The sequence below is a fragment of the Mesorhizobium sp. genome (genome assembly GCF_024509055.1).
GTDB lineage: Bacteria > Pseudomonadota > Alphaproteobacteria > Rhizobiales > Rhizobiaceae > Mesorhizobium.
In genome coordinates, this window is sequence record NZ_JANINM010000111.1 from 1 (window position 1) to 4636 (window position 4636).

A 4636-nucleotide genomic window follows, 5' to 3' on the forward strand; every position below is an offset into this window, starting at 1 on the left:
GACAAGCACATCGAGGTGATCGTTCGCCAGATGCTGCAGAAGGTCGAGATCACCGTCCAGGGCGACTCGACCTACATCCCGGGCGATCATGTCGACGTGATCGAACTGGAAGAGGTCAACGAGCGGCTGATCGAGGACGGCAAGAAGCCGGCCGAAGGCCAGCCGGTGCTGCTCGGCATCACCAAGGCCTCGCTGCAGACGCCGTCCTTCATCTCTGCCGCCTCCTTCCAGGAGACGACCAGGGTGCTGACGGAAGCCGCGGTTGCCGGCAAGACCGACATGCTGCAGGGCCTGAAGGAAAACGTCATCGTCGGCCGCCTGATCCCAGCCGGCACCGGCGGCACGATGAGCCAGATCCGGCGCATCGCCACCTCGCGCGACGAGCTCATCATCGACGAGCGCCGCAAGGCCTCCGGTGTCGAGGTCGCCGAGCCGATGCTGACCGACATGGTCAACGCCGCGCAGTAAGCGCGGACGGGATGAGAAGAAGAAAAGGGGCCCACGCGGCCCCTTTTTGCATTTCTGGTTTCACAATCGAGGAACTGACATGAGCAAGAAGACCTGGATCGCCGTCGACGACTACATCGTTTCCTCTCTCTTTTCGGACGACCCCACGCTGGACGCGGTGCTGGCGGCCAACCGTGACCAGGGCCTGCCGGCGATCGACGTCTCCGCCGCGCAGGGAAAATTCTTGTCGCTGCTGGCGCGCATTCGTGGCGCAAGGAGGGTGCTCGAGATTGGCACGCTTGGCGGCTATTCGACGATCTGGATGGCGCGCGGATTGCCGGCCGATGGCAGGATCGTCACGCTCGAGCTCGAACCCCATCATGCCAAGGTCGCGCGTTCGAACTTCGAGCGGGCAGGGGTTTCGGACAAGATCGATGTGCGGGTCGGTCCCGCGCTTCAGTCGCTGGCGGCGCTTGCCGACGAGAATGTCGGCCCGTTCGACCTGATCTTCATCGATGCCGACAAGCCCAACAACCCGAACTATTTGTCCTGGGCCATGCGGTTGGCTCGCGCCGGGACAGTCATCGTCTGCGACAATGTCATCCGCGACGGTGCCGTGCTCGACGAGGATGGCCGCGACGCCAATGTCGAAGGCGCACGCGCGGCGTTCTCCTTCATCGGCGGCGACAACCGGCTGGATGGCACGGCGATCCAGACTGTCGGTGCGAAGGGCTATGACGGCTTCGCCATCGCGATCGTCGAGTGAAGATCAGCCGCCCGGCGGTGGGAGGCTTGGTGTAAGCCTCTACCCCCACAACAATATCAGCGGCGATGCCACGAACAAGGCGGCGGCCAGGATCCACCGGCCTCTGCCGTAGCTGCGCATCTCGGACAGGGGCAGGAATTTGCGGACGAGCACATAGCCGCCCGCAATGACGGCACTGTAGAAGATTGCCCAAAGGAAGATGCGCCAGCCGCCACCGAACAATCCAATCGCAAGCCCGAATCCGGTCAGGGCGCCGAGCACGCCGTAGCCGACATCGAACATGAGCATGGTCGTCGTGGAAAGCGGTCGCCAGATCGCCGGAAACGCAATCGCGATCGCGGCAGTCAGCAGCCAGATGCTGATGATTGCCTCAAGCGTGGAGGATTGGGCGATGGCCGTCGCCACATTGGTCAGATGCTCCGGCGTCGACAGGCGCAACAATTGCGCGAGCCAATTGATCAGTGCGGCCCAAAACCAAAGGACGAAGGCGCAAGCCGCAAAAATTGCAAAGTTTCCCGCGGAGCGCTTCGCAATGTCATTCGGTTCCATTTTCTCCTCCCGTCTGTCCGCAAGCTAGCATCGAAGGCGGTCGGTTCAAACGGCGGTTATCGGCTGCCTGAGCAGGACCTTTGTCTCGGGCTCGCGAGATAGTTTGAGTTTGTCGCTGGCTGCCTCAGTCGAAGAATGCCTCGACGACGTTGCGCTTGCCGAGCATGAAGGCGTCGGCGACATGCTGGAGCGGCGCCAGATCGACATCGGAAGCTCCGGCGCGGACGATCTCGGCGAAACGCTTGTAAAGCATCGGATATTCGGCCTCGGGTTCGTCATGGACGACCGTGCCGTCAATGGCGAGTTTTGCACCGCCGCCCGAAAGCACCATCCTGCCCTTGCCGGTCTCGGCCAGGATGTCCCAGCTTTGCGGCCCGGTCTGCAGCCAGTCGAGGTCCATCGCCACCGGTATCCCGTTCGACGTGCGAAAGCTGACTTGCGCCGCGACAGGGGCAGCGCGGTTTTCGGGAAAGTCGAGCACGGCCGAGGTGATGAACATCGGCGGCAGGATATAGGTCGCGATCGACAGGGCGTTGATGCCCGGATCGAACACGCCGAAACCGCCCGGTTCCCAGATCCACTCCTGGTTCGGGTGCCAGCGCCGCACATCTTCCTTCCAGATGATGGCGGCCGAGTTGATCTTTGCGGACGTGAGGAAGGCGCGCGCGGCCTCGACCGCCGGCGCATAGCGCGAATGCCAACTGGCGAAGAGCGACACACCGTTCCGCGTCGCCAGCGTCTTCAGGTCCTCGACCTCGCTGACCGTGGCGCCCGGAGGCTTCTCGAGGAAGACGTGCTTTTTCGCTTCCAGCGCGGTACGCGCGGCGTCGTAACGGAACTGCGGCGGCATGCAGAGCGAAACCGCCTCCAGGCTGGGCTCGGCAGCGAGCATGGCCTCGATAGTGCGGTGGTTCGGGATGCCGTCGACCTTGCCGTGACGACTGGCGGCGGCGACAAGGCGGAAATCCTGGTCTTTCGCCAGGGCTGGCAGATGCTGGTCGCGCACGATCTTGCCGACGCCGACAATGCCAATTCTGATAGGCTGGGACACGTTCGCTCCATCTGTTTGACAGCGCGCTTGTCTTAGCAGAACGACCGCCACCGGCAAGCGGGCGGCAGCCGGCCTCTCAGCCCCAGCTCTCCTCGAATTTCAGCGCCAGCCTCTCGCCGGCCAGGAACGCTTCGATCACCGGTTCGAAGGGCGAGGGGTCAACGCCGTTGGCCAGCAGCCAGTCGTCTGAATAATACGTGTTGGCATAGCGCTCCCCGGAATCGCAGATCAACGTCACCAGCGAGCCGGTTTCGCCTGCCTCGATCATGCGCGCAGCCTGGAAGCACATGGCGATGAAGTTGGTTCCGGTCGAGCCGCCGACACGGCGACCGAGGTGGCGCGACAGAACCCGCATCGCCGCGAGCGACACCGCGTCCGGCACCCGCAGCATGTGATCGATGACGCCGGGCACGAAGGACGGCTCGACGCGCGGCCGGCCGATGCCTTCGATCCGAGTCGGCTGCTCGCAGCGGCAGTCGCGGTCATGGGTGGCAAAGCCTTCGAAGAAGGCGGAGCGCTCGACGTCGGCCACGGAGAGCCGCGTCGCGTGCTGCCGGTAGCGCAGATAGCGGCCGATCGTGGCCGAGGTGCCGCCGGTGCCTGCGCTCATCACGATCCAGGCCGGGACAGGATGCCGCTCGTCGCGCATCTGCCCGAAGATCGACTCGGCGATGTTGTTGTTGCCACGCCAGTCGGTGGCGCGCTCGGCGTAAGTGAACTGGTCCATGAAGTGGCCGCCCAGCCGCTCGGTCAATGCGGCCGACTCGGCATAGATGCGCCTGCCATCGTCGATGAAATGGCAATTGCCGCCATAGTGCTCGATCGCGGCGATTTTTTCGCGCGAGGTCGAGCGCGGCATCACGGCATAGAACGGCACGCCGATCATACGGGCGAAATAGGCCTCCGACACGGCGGTCGAGCCGGACGAGGCTTCAACCACGGCGCTCCCTTCACGGATATGGCCGTTGCACAGGGCATAGAGAAAGAGCGAGCGCGCCAGCCGGTGCTTCAGGCTGCCGGTCGGGTGGGTCGATTCATCCTTGAGATAGAAGTCGATCCCGTTGAGCGCCGGCAGGTCGAGCTTCCACAGATGCGTGTCGGCCGAGCGGCGCTGGTCGGCCTCGATCGCGGCAACTGCCCGGTCGGCCCAGGCGCGGGATGCAGGTCCGGTCCCCTTTGCCTTGGCCATGCGAGATACCTCTAAACGGGTTCAGATCGGCTCGTCGAAGGTGACGATCGACACTTCGCCTTCCAGCGCGCCCTGGTAGGCCGACAGATGCGGCTCATCGTCGGGCTCGCCATCCATGTCGCCGATCTGGTCGAGCTCTGCTTCAGCATATCCTTCGGCGGCGAGCGATTCGAGCGCGCGACGCACGGCAGAATCATCGTCCGGCGCCACCAGCATCACATGCACGCCCTCCGGCTTGCCGCCCTTCTTCTTCCACACCCGGCCGGTGATGATGGTGACCGGGCGCTCTTCGTTGTCGTTCACGGGTTGATTCCCTCTTTCTTGGTCAGATTCGTTCGAGCGAGGGGATTTCCGCTGCTCATGCGGGCCTTTTGCCATGAAGCTGACGTGCGTGACAGCCGAAAGCCGGTCACTTTCTTCCTCCACCTTGAAAAACGACGCAAGAAAATTACATGCGTTTTTCGCATGGCTGCTCAGCCCCGAATTGGGCGCAATATTTGCCGCTCCGGGGTTGACGGACAAAGGGGTTGCGGGTAGAAGCCGCACCGTCAGAACCGATGTGAGGCTTGCCTTTCCGAAGCGACGCGCTTTGGAGTTTGCCTCAAACAGGGTTCGTTTTACGAGCGAAAAGACA

Annotated in this window: 5 protein-coding genes and 1 pseudogene; 2 read left to right on the forward strand and 4 right to left on the reverse strand. The window is 63.3% G+C overall.

The window, feature by feature from the left end; all coding sequences use genetic code 11:
- Positions 1-468, forward strand: a pseudogene (locus tag Q0L57_RS06255) (DNA-directed RNA polymerase subunit beta'); the annotation flags it as partial.
- A 79-nt stretch (positions 469-547) separates the two neighbouring features.
- Positions 548-1213: an O-methyltransferase gene (locus Q0L57_RS06260; protein ID WP_296739633.1), complete on the forward strand. Its 666-nt coding sequence runs from the start codon at positions 548-550 to the stop codon at positions 1211-1213.
- 39 nt (positions 1214-1252) lie between these two features.
- Here Q0L57_RS06260 and Q0L57_RS06265 read toward each other — a convergent pair whose 3' ends face one another.
- From Q0L57_RS06265 to Q0L57_RS06280, 4 genes are all read right to left on the reverse strand, one after another.
- Positions 1253-1762 carry a hypothetical protein gene (locus Q0L57_RS06265; protein WP_296739634.1) on the reverse strand — a complete coding sequence of 170 codons (510 nt, stop codon included), beginning with the start codon at positions 1760-1762 and terminating at the stop codon, positions 1253-1255.
- Positions 1763-1886: 124 nt separating this feature from the next.
- Complete coding sequence (locus Q0L57_RS06270) at positions 1887-2813, reverse strand: Gfo/Idh/MocA family oxidoreductase (protein ID WP_296739636.1); 927 nt, start codon at positions 2811-2813, stop codon at positions 1887-1889.
- Between the two features lie 76 nt (positions 2814-2889).
- Positions 2890-4002, reverse strand: coding sequence for a PLP-dependent cysteine synthase family protein (locus Q0L57_RS06275; RefSeq protein WP_296739638.1), 1113 nt, complete (start codon positions 4000-4002; stop codon positions 2890-2892).
- Between the two features lie 21 nt (positions 4003-4023).
- Positions 4024-4305, reverse strand: a complete 282-nt coding sequence (locus Q0L57_RS06280) for a transcriptional regulator (protein WP_296739641.1) — start codon at positions 4303-4305, stop codon at positions 4024-4026.
- Positions 4306-4636 lie beyond the last annotated feature (331 nt).

Bases quoted from the DNA above. Each gene is read 5' to 3' on its own strand.
- Q0L57_RS06265 (WP_296739634.1), bottom strand. From the start codon at position 1,762: ATGGAACCGAATGACATTGCGAAGCGCTCCGCGGGAAACTTTGCAATT.
- Q0L57_RS06275 (WP_296739638.1), bottom strand. From the start codon at position 4,002: ATGGCCAAGGCAAAGGGGACCGGACCTGCATCCCGCGCCTGGGCCGAC.
- Q0L57_RS06260 (WP_296739633.1), top strand. From the start codon at position 548: ATGAGCAAGAAGACCTGGATCGCCGTCGACGACTACATCGTTTCCTCT.